17 protein-coding genes are annotated in these 17,669 nt (G+C 70.3%); 11 read left to right on the forward strand and 6 right to left on the reverse strand.

Going from position 1 to position 17,669, the window contains the following annotated elements:
• Both CS062_RS22955 and CS062_RS22960 read right to left on the reverse strand, forming a co-directional pair.
• Positions 1-579 (reverse strand): SDR family oxidoreductase (locus CS062_RS22955; protein WP_497006790.1); only part of this gene is annotated, 579 nt, incomplete at its 3' end.
• Positions 576-1,481, reverse strand: a complete 906-nt coding sequence (locus CS062_RS22960; RefSeq protein WP_099863995.1) for an ATP-binding protein — start codon at positions 1,479-1,481, stop codon at positions 576-578. The genes CS062_RS22955 and CS062_RS22960, both read right to left, overlap by 4 nt.
• 137 nt (positions 1,482-1,618) lie before the next feature.
• Here CS062_RS22960 and CS062_RS22965 point away from each other — a divergent pair, with 137 nt between their 5' ends.
• Positions 1,619-2,065, forward strand: coding sequence for a DUF4148 domain-containing protein (locus CS062_RS22965; protein WP_158238904.1), 447 nt, complete (start codon positions 1,619-1,621; stop codon positions 2,063-2,065).
• Between the two features lie 205 nt (positions 2,066-2,270).
• On the opposite strand, the gene CS062_RS22970 is transcribed toward CS062_RS22965, so the two are convergent.
• The gene (locus CS062_RS22970) at positions 2,271-3,314 is read right to left on the reverse strand and encodes an alpha/beta fold hydrolase (protein WP_099863998.1); all 1,044 of its coding nucleotides are present in this window, start codon (positions 3,312-3,314) and stop codon (positions 2,271-2,273) included.
• A gap of 256 nt (positions 3,315-3,570) precedes the next feature.
• Between CS062_RS22970 and CS062_RS22975 the strand changes: the two genes are divergently transcribed.
• The 8 genes from CS062_RS22975 to CS062_RS23010 all read left to right on the forward strand — a co-directional run bounded on the left by CS062_RS22975 (position 3,571) and on the right by CS062_RS23010 (position 12,180).
• Positions 3,571-4,680, forward strand: a complete 1,110-nt coding sequence (locus CS062_RS22975; protein ID WP_099864000.1) for a beta family protein — start codon at positions 3,571-3,573, stop codon at positions 4,678-4,680.
• Positions 4,650-5,129 carry a hypothetical protein gene (locus CS062_RS22980; RefSeq protein ID WP_099864002.1) on the forward strand — a complete coding sequence of 160 codons (480 nt, stop codon included), beginning with the start codon at positions 4,650-4,652 and terminating at the stop codon, positions 5,127-5,129. Before CS062_RS22975 ends, CS062_RS22980 begins: the two co-directional genes overlap by 31 nt.
• Before the next feature lie 134 nt (positions 5,130-5,263).
• A complete protein-coding gene (locus tag CS062_RS22985; RefSeq protein WP_099864004.1) occupies positions 5,264-6,568 on the forward strand; it encodes a TolC family protein in 1,305 nt (434 codons plus the stop codon).
• An 8-nt stretch (positions 6,569-6,576) separates the two neighbouring features.
• Entirely contained in the window at positions 6,577-7,932 is a 1,356-nt protein-coding gene (locus CS062_RS22990; RefSeq protein ID WP_099864006.1) for an efflux RND transporter periplasmic adaptor subunit, read from the forward strand.
• 10 nt (positions 7,933-7,942) lie between these two features.
• On the forward strand, positions 7,943-11,134 hold the full coding sequence (locus CS062_RS22995) for an efflux RND transporter permease subunit (RefSeq protein WP_099864008.1): 3,192 nt from the start codon (positions 7,943-7,945) through the stop codon (positions 11,132-11,134).
• A 186-nt stretch (positions 11,135-11,320) separates the two neighbouring features.
• Positions 11,321-11,542: an AbrB/MazE/SpoVT family DNA-binding domain-containing protein gene (locus CS062_RS23000; RefSeq protein ID WP_099864010.1), complete on the forward strand. Its 222-nt coding sequence runs from the start codon at positions 11,321-11,323 to the stop codon at positions 11,540-11,542.
• The gene (locus CS062_RS23005) at positions 11,542-11,940 is read left to right on the forward strand and encodes a type II toxin-antitoxin system VapC family toxin (protein ID WP_099864011.1); all 399 of its coding nucleotides are present in this window, start codon (positions 11,542-11,544) and stop codon (positions 11,938-11,940) included. The genes CS062_RS23000 and CS062_RS23005 overlap by 1 nt, the downstream gene beginning before the upstream one ends.
• Before the next feature lie 18 nt (positions 11,941-11,958).
• A complete protein-coding gene (locus tag CS062_RS23010) occupies positions 11,959-12,180 on the forward strand; it encodes a hypothetical protein (RefSeq protein ID WP_099864013.1) in 222 nt (73 codons plus the stop codon).
• Positions 12,181-12,277: 97 nt separating this feature from the next.
• Here CS062_RS23010 and CS062_RS23015 read toward each other — a convergent pair whose 3' ends face one another.
• Genes CS062_RS23015 through CS062_RS23025 form a run of 3 tightly spaced genes read right to left on the reverse strand, consistent with a single transcriptional unit; the run spans position 12,278 to position 15,044 of the window.
• Positions 12,278-13,333, reverse strand: a complete 1,056-nt coding sequence (locus CS062_RS23015; RefSeq protein ID WP_099864015.1) for an aldose epimerase family protein — start codon at positions 13,331-13,333, stop codon at positions 12,278-12,280.
• Positions 13,330-14,295, reverse strand: a complete 966-nt coding sequence (locus CS062_RS23020; protein WP_099864017.1) for an SMP-30/gluconolactonase/LRE family protein — start codon at positions 14,293-14,295, stop codon at positions 13,330-13,332. The genes CS062_RS23015 and CS062_RS23020 overlap by 4 nt, the downstream gene beginning before the upstream one ends.
• Positions 14,292-15,044 carry an SDR family NAD(P)-dependent oxidoreductase gene (locus tag CS062_RS23025; RefSeq protein WP_099864019.1) on the reverse strand — a complete coding sequence of 251 codons (753 nt, stop codon included), beginning with the start codon at positions 15,042-15,044 and terminating at the stop codon, positions 14,292-14,294. The genes CS062_RS23020 and CS062_RS23025 overlap by 4 nt, the downstream gene beginning before the upstream one ends.
• 212 nt (positions 15,045-15,256) lie before the next feature.
• Between CS062_RS23025 and CS062_RS23030 the strand changes: the two genes are divergently transcribed.
• Together CS062_RS23030 and CS062_RS23035 are read left to right on the forward strand one after the other, a co-directional pair.
• Positions 15,257-16,186, forward strand: coding sequence for a dihydrodipicolinate synthase family protein (locus tag CS062_RS23030; protein ID WP_099864021.1), 930 nt, complete (start codon positions 15,257-15,259; stop codon positions 16,184-16,186).
• Between the two features lie 21 nt (positions 16,187-16,207).
• Positions 16,208-17,656: an aldehyde dehydrogenase family protein gene (locus CS062_RS23035; protein ID WP_099864022.1), complete on the forward strand. Its 1,449-nt coding sequence runs from the start codon at positions 16,208-16,210 to the stop codon at positions 17,654-17,656.
• Positions 17,657-17,669 lie beyond the last annotated feature (13 nt).

Below are 17,669 nucleotides of genomic sequence, written 5' to 3' on the forward strand. Positions count from 1 at the left end.
CTCCGTGTCCTTGCGCCAGGTCAGCACCTGGCCGGACACATAGGCCGAGCGGTCCGTCGCGAAGAAGCGCAGCGCGCCGCTCAGCGATTCCGCCGAGGCCGCGCCTTCGGCCAGCACCAGCGCGTTGGCGGTCGCACCGCGACGTCCGATCTCCTTGGCCAGCGCACGGATGAAACCGGAGACCGCCTGCAGGCAAGCGGCTTGCGCCGCGTCCGCAGCGCCGGAAGAGGTCAGCGCAAGGACCCGACCGCCAGGCGCCAGACCCGAGACAGCGAGTTGCGCCTGCATGAACAGCGCCTGCAGCGCGGCGACATCGCGGCAACCGGTCGCGTCGATGACGAGGGCGCTTGCCAGAGCGTCGTCGGCCACCGTGCCGCCCTGGGCCGCGATCGCGGTCAACAGCGACGGCATCGGCGCCGCGCTGCCCGGCGAGATCACCCGCAGGGTCCGTCCCGTCAGCTCCTGGGCCTGCCAGGCGTCGTCGCGCCGTCTCAGCGCCATCGGTTGCGGCAGGCCGATCGCGCGCGCGACGCGCCGACCCCAGGGATGTTGAACGAAGGAGAGCAGGCGATCGGTCATCGGGAGGAGGCAGGCGGGGATCTCGTTGCGGCGGCCGGGGGCGACGCCGGGGCGTCATGGGCGGCCGCCTCGGGCCGGCGCGCAGTGTAGGCGGCCATGCGCCGTCCGCCGGTCAAGGTGAACCCGATGCGCGTCTCCCCGTCGTCGGACCGCGCGAACGGCGCGCCCCCATGCATCCGCGCGACCGCGTCGACGATGGACAGCCCCAGGCCGAGATGCTCGCCAGATGCCCGCTCGTCGTGCGCCTGCGACCCCCGCGAGGACTCGGCACGGTAGAAGCGGTCGAAGAGGCGTGGCAGGCGGGCCGTGGGAATCACCGGCCCGCGGTTGGCGACCCACAGCCGGACGATGCCGCCTCGGCCCGGCTCGATGCCGACGCGCAGCGCGCTGCCCGGTGTCGCATAGCGGGTCGCGTTGTCGATCAGGTTGGACAGCGCCCGCTTGAGCAGCGCGGCGTCGACCTCGGCAGTGCCGTCGCCCTCGATGCGCACCGACAGCCCCGCTTCCTCGAGGGCGGCCTCGTGGTAGTCCGTCACCTCGCGCGCCAGCGCCGCCAGGCTCTCGACCGCTTGACGCCGCGCGCGCTGGCCGCCGTAGGCGCGAGACAGGAAGAGCATGTCGCCGACGATGCCCTGCATGCGGCGCAGCTCGTCGAGGTGATCACCCAGGCGGTCGGCGGCGGCCGGCGGCAGGCCGCCTTCGCGCAGGGTGAGTTCGGTGCCGGCGATCAGCGTCGTCAGCGGCGTGCGCAGTTCATGCGCGACGTTGGCGCTGAAGGCTTCCCTCTGCGCGCAGGAGCGTCGCTGCCGCTCGAGCGTCGCGGTCAGCTGATCGACGCGCTGCCGCAGCGTCCGCAGCAGCCCACCGGCGCTCCGCAGCGATGACAAAACCGTCATCCGCATGTCCGCCTCGTGTCAGCGCCTGCTGGATAGAGTGGGTTCCAAGGCGTTTGAAAAGCGCGCCGACGCAGCGGGATCCGCTCCGTGCCAACGCGAAGGATCACGCGTGCTGGACCACTTTCAATCGAAGGAGTTTCACCATGCATCACTTCAAGAAGCTGTCGATTCCCTTGGGCGCCGCGGCCCTGGCCGCCGCGCTGGCCGTGCCTGCCTTCGCCCAGGTGGAGGAAGAGATCGTGTCCGGGCCGAAGTCCCGGGACCAGGTGATCGCCGAGCTGGAGCAGGCCCGCGCGGACGGCACCTTGGCCCAACTGCAGGGCGACCACAGTTATGCACCGGACTTCGATGAAGCCCGTGGCATGGATGTGCAGTATTCGAATCACCAGGCCGACGCCGATGTGACGGTGGGCATGTCGTCGGACACCAGCAGCGAGCTGCGCTTCTCCGCGCCAGCTGCGGGCGGCAAGACACGTGCCCAGGTGATGGATGAACTGGAACAGGCTCGCGCCGACGGGACGCTGGAGCGTCTGTGGAGCGAGCAGGGGTATGCGCCGGAGTTCGAGGCGGCGCGTTCGTCCAATCGCTGATCGCTCCCTCAGATCCCGCACCGGCCGTGACGATCCGCTCGTCGGGTCCGACCGGAACCGTGCTGGCCTGACGGACCGCAGGATGGACTTCGGATGACCCGACCCGTACCGAACGGTCATCCCACTTCGAGCAACGGGGTTCCCACACGGGAACCCCGCTTTCGTTTTGGCCCCGTGTCGTCAAGGGCGCCGACATTCGGTGCGTTCAGAGCCGCCTGACATCGAGGATCGCCTGCGCGAATGCCTTCGGGGCTTCCTGCGGCAGGTTGTGGCCGATCCCGCCACGCAGGTCGCGGTGTTCGTAGCGCCCGGTGAACTTGGACCGATAGGCTGCCGGCGACGGGTGAGGCGCGCCATTGGCGTCGCCCTCCAGCGTGATGGCGGGGATCGCGATTGCGGGCGCCGCGCCGATGCGGGCCTCGATCGCATCGAAACGTGACTCGCCTTCCGCCAGGCCCAGGCGCCAGCGATAGTTGTGCACGACGATGTCGACGTGGTCGGGATTCGCGAAGGCGGCCGCGCTGCGCGCGAAGGTCGCGTCGTCGAAGCGCCACTGCGGCGAGGCCAACTGCCAGATCAGCCGGGAGAACTCCGCGCGGTATTTCTCGTACCCCAGGCGGCCGCGCTCGGTCGCGAAGTAGTACTGGTACCACCACTGCAGCTCGGCCGCGGGAGGCAGCGGCTGGGCGTTGACCTTGCGGCTGACCAGCAGATAGCCGCTGACCGACACCAGCGCCTCGCAGCGCTCCGGCCATAGCGCGGCCAGGATGCCCGCGGTGCGCGCTCCCCAGTCGCAGCCGGCGACCAGCGCCTTCGGAATGCGCAGCGCGTCCAGCAACGCGATGGCATCGCTGGCGAGCGCGCCTTGCTGACCATTGCGAGGCGTATCGGGCGACAGGAAGCGCGTCGTGCCGTAGCCGCGCGCGTAGGGAACGATCACGCGATGCCCGGCGGCAGCCAGTAAGGGCGCGACCTCCTCGTAGGTATGGATGTCATACGGCCAGCCGTGCAGCAGCAGGACTGGCGGGCCGTCGGCCGGACCGGCCTCGACGTAGCCGACACGCAGGTCGCCCGCGTCGATCTGCTTCAGGACGCCGAAGGCCGGCGACAGGGCGATCGGCGAGCCGTCCATGTCCTGCGGCGGCGCGCTGGTGGCGGCCCAGCTCAGGCCAGTCGGCAGGGCGGCGGCGGTCGCCGCGGAAGCGGCGCCCATCAGGAAGCGGCGGCGGGCAAACGAGGCCTCGGTCATGTCGTTCTCCGGGGTGTGGTGGCGAGGCCCCCAGTGGAGCGGGCCGATGTATCTCCGGCTTGTCGAGCTCCGGGCCGACCTGCATGCCGGTGTCGCCTGACGTCCGTCAGATACAGCGGCATACAAATCCCTGCTCCGCTGCGATTCCTGACATCGGTCAATCCCACCCCTGGTGCGCGAAGGCCCGCCTTCCTAGCCTGCGCGGACCGGGCGCGCGGGGCGCCCGCGATCGGGGCGCTGCCCCAAGGAGGAGTCGATGAAGGACGTGTCGCTGGACGAGGTCGTCTACTTTCCGTCGCTGCGGACGCAGCCGGCCGAACTGCTGGGCTTGCGCGAGCTCGATCGGGCGCGCAAGCGTCGCATGCTGCCCTTGTTCACCTTGACGCCGACGCCGCGGATGCCCGACCTGGTGGACTTCCGCCGCGCGGCGCAGCAGGCCGCCGAGGTGATGCGCTCGTTGCCCTACCTGGTCGACCTTGGTCGGCCGCCGTCCGACCATGCGGCGGCGTGGCGCCAACTGGTGGATCCGGCGCAGGGTTTCCGGCTCTGGCGCGAGTTCGTCCAGACCCATCCCGGGGCAGTGCCCGTCGTGCAGGCACCGGACGGCGTCAACCCGCGCGCGGTCGCGCAGCAGGCGGTGGACATCGAGCGCGAGTTCGGCCTGGTCGTCTTCCGGCTGCGCGGCGCGGTGCCCTTGACGGCGGGTGTCGAGCAGGCGCTGGACCAGCTCGACGCGCCCGGCCGGGCGCTGGTGGTGCTGGACTTCGGCACCGAGCGGGACTGGCTGCTGGGCTGCGCCGGCAACGCGCGCGACCTGGTGTTGCGCTGGCAGGCGAGATGGCCCGGCCTGCGCATGGTGGTGATGGGCAACAGCTTTCCGTCCGCCGCGCAGGCGCAGGGCCGCGCGCCGACCGGCGAATTCCCCCGTTCGGGACGGCTGGCCATCCTCGAGCGGGAGCTGCATCGACGTGTCGGCGCCTCGGCCCGGGTCGCCTATGGCGACCATGGCTCGGTTCACGCGCCGAGCGAGCCCGCCCCCGAGTGGCCGCCAGGCCTGGTGCGGATCGATTACCCCCGGCAGGGCGAATGGCGTTTCGAGCGCCGCCTGCGATCGTCGGTCGACGACGCCAGCCAGGAGGCCGCATCGGCCATCGTCTCGGCGGCGCCGGCCTTCGGGGAACGTGGCCTCTGGGGCGAGCATGCGATCCAGGAAGCGGCCAACGGCCGGGCCTTCGCACGGGGCAGGGAGGAGTGGACCGCCGTGCGCGTCAATCTGCATTTGGCGACGCAGGTCGACGAGATGCTCGCGGAATCGGCCACCTATACTCGCGCCCCATGCGCCGCTGGCTCGCCGTCTTCCTGCTGATCCTGCTGCCGCTCCAGCTCAGCTGGGCGGTGGCGGCGACCTATTGCGGGCATGAGGCCGATCCCGCCGCCCGTCATGTCGGGCATCACGAGCATCGTCATGAGGGCGACGACCGGTCCGGCGGCACCAGCCCAGGGGGCATCGCGGTCGCTGCCGCGGTCGATCTCGCCGGGGCCGCGCAGTCCGATGCGCCATCGCCAGCGCCGACCGAGCCGCCGATGCAGGCCGCGGACACCTCGTCCTCCGCCGCGGACAAGGGCGCCCCTCAGCCGCCCCCTTGCGTCGACGACGACTGCGGCTTCTGCCATCTCGGACACACGCAGCCGGTGGCGAGCACGCCGCTGGAACTGCCGGCCCTGGGCGCGCCAGTCGCAAGCGCGGCCGCACCCGAGCCCTGGTCCTCGCGCGGCCCCGACCGCCGCGAACGGCCCAATTGGCGCGCCGCCTGACGGCGGGCGCCTCTTCCTTCCCTGATCCCCGACCGCCTCGGCTTGGCCGAGGCGACAGGCGCTCGCCGATTCCCCGTTGATCCCCATCCTGCCCGCCGCCCCAGGTGGCGGCGGGCGCAACGCCGGAGTCTCCGATGCGCAAGTTCCTGGTGCCGCTGTGCAGCGCGGCACTGCTCTCCCTTCTTCCCCTGTCGGGTCGGGCCTCGTCCGGCCCGGCGGCCGCCGAGCCTTGGTCCGACACCGAGGCCGGGTTTCCATCCGCCACGCAGCGTCCGGAAGCGCCGCAGCCGCTCTCGCTGGCCGCGGCCATCGAGCGCGCCCTGAGCGCCCATCCCCGCCTGCGCGCGGCCGCCTTCGAGGTCGAGGCCTCCGATGGCGCGGTGCGGCAGGCAGCCCTTCCACCCAATCCGACGCTGTCGCTGGAGCAGGAGGACACCCGGCGCGAGACCCGCACCGTCACCGTCCTGCTGAGCCAGCCGCTGGAGATCGGCGGCCAGCGCGCCGCCCGGACCGAACTGGCCCGGCGCGGTCGCGACCTCGCGCAGGCGGAGCTCGACGCCGTTCGCACCGAACTCCGCGCCGAGGTGGTGCAGGCCTTCTTCGCCGCCCTGCTGGCGCAGGAGCGGGTTCGTACCGCCGAGGAGTCGCTGCGCATCGCTGGCGATGGCGCCGGCGCGACCGCGCGACGCGTGGCCGCCGGCAAGCTGTCGCCGATCGACGAAACCCGCGCGCGGGTCGCGGTGTCGACGGCGCGGATCGAATGGCGTCAGGCGCAGGCCGAGCAGCTCGCCGCGCGGCATGCGCTGGCGGCCGCCGTCGGCATGGACGAGTCCGCGATCGGCGCGCTCGATGGCCGCGCGGAGTCGTTGCCGCCGTTGCCGGATGCCGCCGAGATCGCGCGGCGGATGGCCGAGGCGCCGGCGCTGCGCCGGGCTCGGCTGGATGTCGAGCAGGCCCAGGCCGCCTATGAGCTGGCGCGGACCCGCCGGATCCCCGACGTGACGGTCAGCCTGGGCGCGAAGCGCTCGCAGGAGATCGGCCGCAGCCAGGCGGTGATCGGCGTGTCGCTGCCGCTGCCGCTGTTCGACCGCAACCAGGGCGCGCAACGCGAGGCCCTCAAGCGCCGGCAGGCCGCCGAGCAGCGCGCCGAGGCCGAATCGCAGCGGCTGCGGGCCGAGGTGCTCAGCGCCGCCGATGAGTTGCGCGCCCGTGCCGACGAGGCTGAGGCACTGCGCCGCGACGTGCTGCCCGGTGCGCGCGAGGCCTACATCGCCGCGAGCCGCGGCTTCGAGCTGGGCAAGTTCGGCTTCCTCGACGTGCTCGACGCGCAGCGCACCTGGCTGCAGGCGCGGACGCAGCTCCTGGACGCGTTGGCCAAGGCGTACCGCGGCCAGGCCGACCTCGACCGGCGCCTCGGCGCCCCTGTCCAGCAACCGTGAGAACGACGATGAATTTCAACAAGCAAGACGAGAAGACGGCCTCGGGCCGCACGCTGCCGAGGCGGCAATGGATCGCGATCGCGGTGCTGCTGGCCATCGGCCTGGGCGGCGGCGCGGCCATCCTGGCCTCCGGCCCTGCGTCCTCGCCCCAGGGCGGCCACGACGCGCATGCCGACGAGGGTCACGAGGGTCACAAGGACCACGACGGCGACCACGGCCATGATCGGGCGGGGGAGGGACGGCCCTCGGCGACCCAGGACGGGCATGGGTCGGCGGACTCGGCCGATCACGCCGGCGAGCAGGCGGCCGCGAAAGTCGACCATGGGACGCCGGCGGTCGAGACGGTCGCCATGACCGAGGCCCAGATCCAGTCGGCCGCGATCGCGCTCGAGGTCGTGGGGCCGGCGACGATCCGCACGACCACCCGCTTGCCGGGGGAGATCGGCTTCGATGAGGACCGCACCGCCCATGTGGTGCCTCGCGTCGGAGGCGTCGTGGAGGCGGTACCGGCCGCGCTCGGCCAGGCGGTGCGCAAGGGGGAACTGCTGGCGGTCATCGCCAGCGCGCAGGTGTCGGACCAGCGCAGCGAACTGCTTGCCGCGCAGAAGCGGCAGCAGCTCGCGCGCAGGACCTTCGAGCGAGAGCGCCAGCTGTGGGAGGAGAAGATCGCGCCTCGCCAGGACGTCGATGTGGCCGAGCAGGCGCTGCGGGAGGCGGAGATCGCCGTCGCGAACGCGCGGCAAAAGCTGCAGGCGGTGGGCGCTTCGCCGACCGCTGGCGCGCTCAATCGCTTCGAGCTGCGCGCGCCCTTCGACGGCGTCGTCGTCGAGAAACACCTGGCGCTGGGCGAGCAGGTCAAGGAGGACGCCAGCGTCTTCGTGCTGTCGGACCTGCGCACCGTGTGGGCGCGGATCGACGTGCCCGCCGGCGACCTGACCAAGGTGCGCGTGGGCGAGCGGGCGGTGGTGCGCGCCACCGCCTTGGAGCAGTCGGCGCCGGGCACCGTCGCCTACGTCGGCGCGTTGATCGGCGGACAGACCCGCACGGCGCAGGCGCGGATCGCCTTGTCGAATCCGGATCGCGCCTGGCGGCCGGGCCTGTTCGTCGACGTGGACCTGGTGACCGGCGAGACGTCGGCCCCGGTGACCGTCCCGGCGGAGGCGGTGCAGCTTCTGGAGAACCGGCCGGTCGTCTTCGTGCGGGTGCCCGAAGGCTTCGCCGGGCAGCCGGTGAAGACCGGTCGCGCGGACGGGCGGCGCATCGAGATCCTCGACGGCCTCAAGCCCGGCATGCGGGTCGCGACGCGCAATGCCTTCGTCATCAAGTCTGAGGCCGGCAAGGGCTCGGCGACCCATTCGCACTGACGGAGGCGGCATGTTCGAACGCATCATCCGATTCGCCATCGAGCACCGCTGGCTGGTGCTGCTGGCCGTGCTGGGCATGGCGGCGCTGGGGATCTTCAGCTACCAGAAGCTGCCGATCGACGCCGTGCCCGACATCACCAACGTCCAGGTGCAGATCAACACCGGGGCGCCGGGCTATTCGCCGCTGGAGACCGAGCAGCGCGTGACCTTCCCGGTGGAGACCGCGATGGCGGGGCTGCCGGGGCTGAAGCAGACCCGCTCGCTGTCGCGCTACGGCCTGTCGCAGGTCACGGTGATCTTCCGCGACGGCACCGACCTCCACTTCGCGCGGCAGTTGGTCAACGAGCGGCTGCAGGCCGCGCGCGAGCATCTGCCCGATGGGCTGACGCCGGCGATGGGGCCGGTGTCCACCGGCCTGGGCGAGATCTACCAGTGGACGCTCGAGGCCGAGGACGGCGCGCGCAAGGCCGACGGCGCGCCCTACACACCGACCGACCTGCGCGAACTGCAGGACTGGGTGGTCAAGCCGCAGCTGCGCAACGTGCTGGGCGTGACCGAGGTCAACACGATCGGCGGCTTCGGGAAGGAGTTCGAGGTCGCACCCGACCCGGGGCGCCTGTCGGCCCACGGGCTGACGCTGGCGGACGTCGTCGCGGCGCTGGAGCGCAACAACGCCAATGTCGGCGCCGGCTACATCGAGCGACGCGGCGAGCAGTACCTGATCCGCGCACCCGGCCAGCTGCGCGACCTGGCCGACATCGGCAAGGTCGTGCTGCGCAGCGAAGGCGGCGTGCCGGTGCGGGTGCGCGACGTGGCGCAGGTCGGCATCGGCAAGGAACTGCGCGGTGGTGCCGCGACCGACAACGGCCGCGAGGTGGTGCTGGGCACGGTGTTCATGCTGGTCGGCGAGAACAGCCGCAGCGTCGCCCAGGCGGTGGACCGCAAGATGAAGGAGATCGCCACCACGCTGCCCCGGGGCGTCCATGTGGTGACCGTCTACGACCGCACGGTGCTGGTCGACAAGGCCATTGCCACGGTGAGGAAGAACCTGGTCGAAGGCGCGGTGCTGGTGATCGCGGTGCTGTTCCTGTTCCTGGGCAACCTGCGCGCGGCCGTGCTGACGGCGATGGTCATCCCGCTGTCGATGCTGTTCACCTTCAGCGGCATGGTCAGCCAGAAGGTCAGCGCCAACCTGATGAGCCTGGGCGCCCTGGACTTCGGGATCATCGTGGACGGCGCGGTCGTGATCGTCGAGAACTGCGTGCGGCGGCTGGCGCATGCCCAGGCGCGGCTGGGCCGGCCGCTGACGCGCGGCGAGCGCTTCCATGAAGTCTTCGCCGCGGCGCAGGAGGCGCGCCGGCCGCTGCTGTTCGGGCAACTGATCATCATGGTCGTGTACCTGCCGATCTTCGCGCTCACCGGCGTGGAAGGCCGCATGTTCCATCCGATGGCGGTGACCGTGGTGATGGCGCTGCTGGGGGCGATGATCCTGTCGATCACCTTCGTGCCGGCCGCGGTGGCGCTGTTCATCGGCGACAAGGTCCAGGAGAAGGAAAGCCGCCTGATGGCCTGGGCGCACCGTGCCTACGAGCCGCTGCTGCACCGGGCGATGGCGGCGCGGCCGGTGGTGATCACCGGCGCCGTCGTGGCCGTGGTGCTGTCCACGCTGCTGGCGACGCGGCTGGGCAGCGAGTTCGTGCCCAGCCTCGACGAGGGCGACTTCGCGGTGCAGGCGCTGCGGCTGCCCGGCACCAGCCTGACGCAGTCGGTGGCGATGCAGCAGCAGCTGGAGGCGCGGCTGAAGCAGAAGTTCCCGGAGATCGAGCGGGTCTTCTCGCGCACCGGCACGGCCGAGATCGCGGCGGACCCGATGCCGCCCAACATCTCCGATGCCTATGTGATGCTCAAGCCGCGCGACCAGTGGCCGGCACCCCGGCGCACGCGCGACGCGCTGATCCAGGCGGTGCAGGCGGAGCTGGCCACGCTGCCCGGGCAGAACTACGAGTTCTCGCAGCCGATCCAGCTGCGCTTCAACGAGCTGATCTCGGGCGTGCGCTCGGATGTGGCGGTGAAGGTCTTCGGCGACGACATGGCGCAGCTCGACGCGGCGGCGGCGCGCATTGCCGAGGTGCTCGGCCGGATCGACGGCGCGACGGAGGTCAACATCGAGCAGACGACCGGTCTGCCGATGCTGACGGTGGACATCGATCGCGAGCAGGTCGCGCGGTACGGCCTGAACCTGCTCGACGTGCAGGAGCTGGTGGCCACGGCCACCGGCGGTGCGCATGCGGGGACGCTGTTCGAGGGCGACCGGCGGTTCCCGGTCGTGGTGCGGTTGCCCGAGGCGCTGCGGACGGACCTGTCGGCGATCGAGCGGCTGCCGGTGCCGCTCCCCAAGGGCGCGGACGGCGCGGTGCGATTCCTGCCGCTGTCGGCGTTGGCGACCCTGTCGCTGGCGCCGGGGCCGAACCAGGTCAGCCGCGAGGACGGCAAGCGACGGGTGGTGGTCAGCGCCAACGTGCGCGGTCGCGATCTCGGTTCCTTCGTCGCCGAGGCGCAGCGGGTGGTGAGCACGCAGGTGAGCCTGCCGTCGGGCTACTGGCTGGGTTGGGGCGGGCAGTACGAGAACCTGCAATCGGCGAGCGAGCGTCTGCGCGTGGTGGTCCCGGTGGCGCTGGGGCTGGTCTTCGTCTTGCTGTTCGCGATGTTCGGCAACGCGCGGGACGGTCTGCTGGTGTTCTCGGGCATTCCTTTCGCCCTCACCGGCGGCGTGCTGGCGCTGTGGTTGCGGGGGATTCCGCTGTCGATCTCGGCGGCGGTCGGCTTCATCGCGCTCAGCGGGGTGGCGGTGCTCAACGGGCTGGTGATGATCTCCTTCATCCGGCAGTTGCGGGAGCAGGGGCGGTCCCTGGACGAGGCCATTCACGAGGGCGCGCTGACGCGCCTGCGACCGGTGCTGATGACGGCGCTGGTGGCGTCGCTGGGCTTCGTGCCGATGGCGCTGGCCACCGGCACTGGGGCTGAGGTGCAGCGGCCGCTGGCGACGGTGGTGATCGGCGGCATCCTGTCGTCGACGGCGTTGACCTTGCTGGTGCTGCCGGTGCTGTACCGGTGGGCCTACCGGCGCGATGAGGCGGTGCCGGAGCGGGAGCGCGCTGCCCCCGATCAGGTCGGTCCGGCGCGAGGCCCTGTCGCCTCCTGAAGCGCGCGCTCGGACGCGTGCGACCCGGGCGTCGGAGGACGGCCCGGGTGGCGGCGCGCTGCCCCGCATCGGAGGCAGTGCGCTGCCTTGTCGGAGTCGGCTCGAGGCCATCTCCACAAGTGAGGGTCATGGCCCCGCGCCGGGTGCCTGCCTAGAGTGGGCGGATCGAGCTGCCAGGAGATCGCAATGCCGGTATCCATCATGTCCGCCGACGGTCGGTTGACCGTGCCCAAGGAGATTCGCCAAGCCGTGAAAGCCATGCCCGGAACGGAGTTCCTCTGGGTCCTGCTGAGGGGCGGGGTGCTTCAGGTGGTGCCCAAGACCGGAAAGATCGAGGACCTCGCAGGGATGCTGACGCCGGGGCCGGGCATCACCGTGTCGGTGGAAGAGATGAACCCCTTCCGCTGATGTGCGCTGTCGACACGAACGTCCTGGTGCGCTTGATCGTCCGGGACGACGCTACCCAACTGGAAGCGGTTCGCCGGCTCCAACTGCGCTGTGCCTGCCACGGGCAGAAGTTGTTCGTGTCGACAACCGTGCTGCTCGAACTCGAGTGGGTGCTGCGTTCGAGGTACCGCCTCGGTAAGCCGGAGGTGCTCGCTGCCTTGAGGCAGTTGATGACGTCAGGCAATGTGGCGTTCGAACGCGAAGCCGCCGTGCTCAATGCGCTGGCGGGCTACGAGTTCTCGGGGGCCGAGTTGGCCGACAGCATCCACGCCGAAATGGCGGCCGTGAATGACCGTAGTCCACTTCACACCTTCGATCGCAACGCCTCGTCGCTCGCTGGCGTGGAACTGTTGCGTTGAGCCTGCAAGGAGCGTCATGTGTCGATGACCCGCATGGAGATGAACGGCCGGATCCTCGTTCCGAAGGAGATCCGCAAGGCCACGGGCGCGAAGCTGGATACGCGGTTCTGCTGGCAAATGCAGGAGGACGGCAGTGTGCGGGTGACCGTCAAGTCCACCCCCGCGACCGTGCATGCGGAGCCTTGGCCGAGGCGCGAAGAGTCGAACGATCACACCGACGACGACACGCCGTCTGAATGAGGGTTGGCAAGGAAATCGAGACGGACATTCGACCGCGACGCCTCCCGGATGGACGGGGCCTGCCTGCTATCGATGTCCTGCCTCGATGATCCGATGCTCAGCCGGCGGCAAACCGATGCAGCGTCACGCTCCGATAGACCTCGCCCGGTCGCAGGACCGTGGAAGGCCAGTCGGCGCTGGCGGGCCGGTTCGGTGAATCCGGGTTGTGCTGCGTCTCCAGGCAGAGGCCATCTCCCTGTCGATAGAACTCCCCGCCGCTGCCCAGCAGACTGCCGTCCAGGAAGTTGCCCGAATAGAACTGCATCGCCGGCTCCGTCGTCAGCACCTCCATCGAGCGGCCCGACACCGGGTCGCGCAACCGCGCCGCCAAATGCAGTTCGCCGTCGAACGGCGCATCCAGCACCCAGTTGTGGTCGTAGCCCTTGCCGTGGCGCAGCTGCGGATGCCCTTGGCGCAGGCGCGCCTCGATGACCTGCGGCTCGCGGAAGTCGAACGGTGTAGCGGCCACCGGCGCGATGCCCGTCGGAATCGCCGTCGCATCGACCTCGCAGTACCGGCTGCCCGCGATCTGCAGCTCATGCCCGAGGGCCGAGCCGCGGCCCGCCAGGTTGAAGTAGTCGTGGTGGGTCAGGTTCACCACCGTCGGCTTGTCGGTGGTCGCCTCGTACTCGACCTGCCAACCCATGTCCTCGACCAGCCGATAACGCACCACCGCCCGCAGCCGTCCCGGGAAACCCTGGTCCCCGTCCGGGCTGTCGAGCTCGAAGCGCAGGCAGCTGTCGCTTTCCGCCTCCGCGCGCCAGAGCAGCAGCCCGAAGCCGCGCGTCCCGCCGTGCAGGCAGTTGCTGCCGTCGTTGGCCACCAGCGCATGCCGTTCGCCATCGAGGCGGAACGCGGCGTTGGCGATCCGGTTGCCATACCGGCCGACGATCACGCCGAAATGCGGATTGCGCAGCACGTAGTCCTCGAGCGTCGGCAGGCCCAGCACGACGTTGCCTGATTCGCCGCGCGCATCCGGCACCTCCAGCCGCGTGACGATGCCCCCATAGGTGATCGCCGACAACCGCAGGCCACGTCCGTTGTCCATCGTGAACTCATGCACCGGCCGGCCGTCAGGCAGGTGGCCGTACACCCGTTGTTGAAGCGCTTTCATCGTGTGCTGAACCGGTGGGGGGCCTGGCCGCGATGGCCGTGCGGATCGAGTTCGAACAGGGCGCCCGCCAGCGGCTCATGCTCGCATTGCCGGCGCGCGGTCGTCACGAAGAGCCGGTCCAGCGCCGGCCCACCGAAGACCGGACAGGTCGGCTGCGACGCCGGCACCGCCAGTCGCAGCGTCTCGCGGCCCTGCGCGTCGAATCGGATCACCACCCCGTCTCCCCAGATCGCCGACCACAGGCCGCCTTCGGCGTCGACCGCCGCGCCGTCCGGCTCGCCGCCGTCCAGCGGCAGCTGCACGAAGACGCGACGCTCGCCCAAGCGTCCGTCGGCGTGGTAGTCCATCGCCCAGATCGTGCGGGTGGGGGAGTCGGTGTAATACAGCGTGCCGCCGTCGGGACTGAAGTTCAGCGAGTTGCCGACGATCCCCGGCGGCAGCGGCAGCCGCTCGATGGCCAGGCCGCGCCCGATGCCCACGCCCGCCATCGATGCGCGGTAATAGCCGCCCACCGCCGCGCCATGCGGATTGAACATGCCGAACACGAAACGTCCCTGCGGATCGCAGCGGCCATCGTTGATGCGGGTGCGCGGCTCGTCGGCCTCGACCGGTGTCAGCGGCCCGATCTCGCCGGTGGCCAGGTCGAACATCGCCACGCCCGAGGCCAGGCCGAGCAGCAGCTGGCCGGGCAGGTCGCACAGCGCGAAGCTGCCCAGCGGCTCCGGCATCCGCCATTCAGTGATCTCCCCGGCGAGCGCCGGTCCGCTGGATTCGCCCGGTCGCGAGGCCTCGGCCCGCCAGCGGAAGAGCCGATGGCTGTCGATGTCAGTCCAGTACAGCGCCTGCTCGCGCTCGCACCACAGCGCACATTCGCCGAGCCGGTCCCGCCCGTCCACGTGCACGCGGGCCGCTTCCGCCGCACCGCGAGCGGCAGCGGCCGTCGATGCCAGCCCGGCGCTCATGCCCAGCCTCCGTCGACGATGTAGTCCTGCGCGCTGCACATCGCGCTGTCGTCCGCCGCCAGGAACAGCGCCAGCGCCGCGACGTGGTCCGGCATCAGCGGCTGCTTCAGGCACTGGTTGGCGTCGATCTCCTTTTTCGTCTCTTCATTGACCCACAGCTTCAGCTGCTTCTCGGTCATGACCCAGCCCGGCACCAGCGTGTTGACGCGGATGTTGAATGGCCCCAGGTCCCGCGCCAGCGAGCGTGTCAGGCCCTGCACGCCGGCCTTCGAGGTCGTGTAGGCCGCCATGCCGCCCTGCATCAGCATCCAGCTGAAGGACCCGAAATTGATGATGGACCCGCCGCCCAGCGCCTTCATGTCCGGCACCACCGCCTGCGCGGCGAAAAACTGGTGCTTGATGTTGACGGCGATGGCCTGGTCCCAGAACTCCGGGGTCACCTCTTCCAGCGGATGGCGCTTGTCGTTCGCCGCGTTGTTCAGCAGCGCCTTGAACGGCCCGCCGAGCTGCTCCCGCAGCGTTGCGATCGCGGCCCGCAGTTGCGCGATGTCGGTCAGGTCGGCGGCCACGAACGCGCTGCCCGGCAGCTTCGCCGCCAGCGCATGGCCGGCTTCCGCCGCGATGTCGATGAAGCCCACCCGCGCACCCTGCGCGGCGAATCGCTCCACCAGCGTCGCGCCGATGCCGGTCGCTCCGCCGGTGATGAGCACGCGCTGGTCGCGCAGGCTGGGATAGATGGCGCTCGTCATGTCGTCTCCGTGGTTCCGGGCGCGAGTGTCGCGCCTCTTCGTGTCGTCCGCGCGCGGGCCGCCGCCGGGCGTCCCTCTGTCGAAGGCAGGATTCTATAAGTCTTACTATTTAACCAGTCAAATCCGATTGAATGAGGGTTTGCCCCGATACGGTGTTCTATAAAGTAATACTTTAATTCCACCCCAACAAGATTGAAGACGCTGGAGACAACATGAGCCTGAGCTTCCCTCGGCCCTACAAGGGCGTGTTCCCGGTCGTGCCGACGACGTTCAACGAGCAAGGCGGCCTCGACCTGGAGAGCCAGAAGCGTTGCATCGACTTCATGATCGATGCCGGCTCGACCGGCCTGTGCATCCTGGCCAACTTCTCCGAGCAGTTCGTGCTGGGCGACGACGAGCGCGCGGTGCTGACGCGGACGATCCTCGAGCATGTCGCCGGCCGGGTGCCGGTGATCGTCACCACCACCCACTACAGCACACAGATCTGCGCCGAGCGCAGCCGCATGGCGCAGGAGCTGGGCGCCGCGATGGTCATGGTGATGCCGCCGTATCACGGCGCGACGCTGCGCGTGGGCGAGGCCGGCATCTTCGAGTTCTACGCGCGTCTGTCCGACGCGATCGACATCCCGATCATGATCCAGGACGCGCCGATGTCCGGCACGCCGCTGCCGGCGCCGTTCCTGGCGCGCATGGCCAAGGAGATCGAGCAGGTCCGCTACTTCAAGATCGAGACCGCCGGGGCCGCGAGCAAGCTGCGCGAGCTGATCGCGCTGGGCGGCGACGCGATCGAGGGCCCATGGGACGGCGAGGAGGCCATCACCTTGCTGGCCGACCTGGACGCGGGCGCGACCGGTGCGATGACGGGCGGCGCGTATCCCGACGGCATCCGCAAGATCGTCGATGCGTTCGCCGCGGGCGACCGCGAGACGGCCGTGGCCGAGTACGGGCGCTGGTTGCCGCTGATCAATTACGAGAACCGCCAGGGCGGCATCCTGACCGCGAAGGCGCTGATGCTGGCCGGTGGCGTGATCGCCTGCGACCTGCCGCGTCATCCGTTCCCGACGATGAACCCGCATGTCCGCGCCGGCCTGCTCGACGCGGCCAAGCGCCTGGATCCGCTGGTGCTGCGCTGGGCGCGCTGATTCATCCGAACGAGGACCGTCATGAGCCAAATCCCTGAATTCAAGAACTACATCGGCGGCGAATGGGTCGCCGGCGTGGACCAGCGTCCCAATATCAACCCGTCCGACACCAGCGACGTGATCGGGCTGTACGCGCAGGCCGACGCTGCGCAGACCGAGGCTGCGATCGCCGCGGCGCAGGCGGCGTTCCCGGCCTGGGCCTCGAGCACGCCGCAGCAGCGCTTCGATGTGCTCGACGCGGTCGGCAGCGAACTGCTCGCGCGCCGCGAGGAGATCGGGCGGCTGCTGTCGCGCGAGGAAGGCAAGACGCTCGCCGAAGGCATGGGCGAGACGCACCGCGCCGCGATGATCTTCAAGTTCTTCGCTGCCGAGGCGCTGCGCTGCGGCGGCGAGACGCTGGCGTCGGTGCGACCGGGCGTGTCGGTGGATGTGTTCCGGCAACCGGTGGGTGTCGTCGGCCTGATCGCGCCGTGGAACTTCCCGATCGCCATCCCGGCCTGGAAGATCGCGCCGGCGCTGGCCTACGGCAACACGGTCGTGTTCAAGCCGGCCGAACTGGTGCCGGGCTGTGCCTGGACCATCGCCGAGATCCTGTCGCGCACCGCGCTGACCAAGGGAGCTTTCAACCTGGTGATGGGCGCGGGCTCGCAGGTCGGCCAGACGCTGGTCGACTCGCCGCGTGTCAAGGCGCTGAGCTTCACCGGCTCGGTCGCGACCGGCCGCCGCGTCATCGCCGCTTGCGCCGCGCGCCAGGCCAAGGTGCAGGCCGAGATGGGCGGGAAGAATCCGCTGATCGTGCTCGACGACGCGGACCTCGACGTCGCCGTCAACGCCGCGGTGCAGAGCGCCTACTTCTCGACCGGCCAGCGCTGCACGGCGTCCAGCCGGATCCTCGTCACCGAGGGCATCCATGACCGTTTCGTCGATGCCGTCGTCGCGAAGCTGAAGACGCTCAAGATCGACCACGCGCTGAAGGCCGGCACCGACATCGGTCCCGTCGTCGACCAGCGCCAGCTCGACCAGAACCTGCGCTATGTCGACATCGCGAAGAAGGAGGGCGGCACGCTGGCGTTCGGCGGCGAGGTCGTCGAGCGCGAGACCCAGGGCTTCTACCAGCTGCCCGCGTTGATCACCGGCACGACCAACGCGATGACGATCAGCCGCGAGGAGGTCTTCGGTCCCGTGGCCAATGTCGTCCGAGCCAAGGACTATGACGAGGCGCTCGCGCTGGCCAACGACACCGAGTTCGGCCTGTCCGCCGGCATCTGCACGCGCTCGCTCAAGCACGCGGCCCACTTCAAGCTGCACTCGCAGGCCGGGATGGTGATGGTCAACCTGCCGACGGCGGGTGTCGACTATCACGTGCCGTTCGGCGGCACGAAGGGATCGAGCTACGGCCCGCGCGAGCAGGGCAGCTACGCGCGCGAGTTCTACACGACGGTCAAGACCGCCTACACCTTCCCGGGCTGATGAAGCCGCAACT

Origin of the sequence: Roseateles chitinivorans, assembly GCF_002761755.1 — a bacterium.
GTDB lineage: Bacteria > Pseudomonadota > Gammaproteobacteria > Burkholderiales > Burkholderiaceae_C > Roseateles > Roseateles chitinivorans.